The organism is Dolichospermum circinale AWQC131C (assembly GCF_000426905.1).
GTDB lineage: Bacteria > Cyanobacteriota > Cyanobacteriia > Cyanobacteriales > Nostocaceae > Dolichospermum > Dolichospermum circinale.
Genome location: NZ_KE384592.1, coordinates 70,824 through 71,334, shown reverse-complemented (window position 1 = coordinate 71,334; position 511 = coordinate 70,824). Strand labels below are relative to the sequence as shown.

General features: G+C 34.2%; 1 protein-coding gene. It reads left to right on the top strand.

All coding sequences use genetic code 11. The features are described 5' to 3' along the window. Positions 1–4: 4 nt before the first annotated feature. A partial coding sequence (locus tag ACIR131C_RS0103445; protein WP_028089075.1) for a Uma2 family endonuclease occupies positions 5–511 on the top strand: 507 nt, incomplete at its 3' end.

Below are 511 nucleotides of genomic sequence, written 5' to 3'. Positions count from 1 at the left end.
TACTATGACTATCCAAACCTTAGACAAAACCACCACAATTTCCGAACAGCAATTTCTTCTACCCGGCCATTACACCTGGAAAGAATTTGAAATAATAGAAACCTTAACCGCAGACGCAGCAGGTTTGCGGATAACTTATCTTGATGGGTACATCGAATTTATGACGCTGAGTGAACAACATGAAACTATTAGCAGTGCAATTGCTATATTCTTAGCATTATACTTTTTTGAAAAAGGCATAAACTTCATCCCGGTAGGTAGTGCTACTCGTCGCGCAAAAGAAAAAAGTGCCTCATTTGAACCTGATGAATCTTATTACATCGGAGAAAAAAAGGAAAATCCAGATTTAGCAATTGAAATTAATATTACCAGTGGGAGTATTGATAAACTTGAAAAATATAAACGGTTTAATATTACCGAAGTCTGGTTTTGGGAAAATAATCAATTGTCTTTATATCATCTCAAAAATGATAATTATGAACAAATTAATCAAAGTGAATTATTGCCAGAC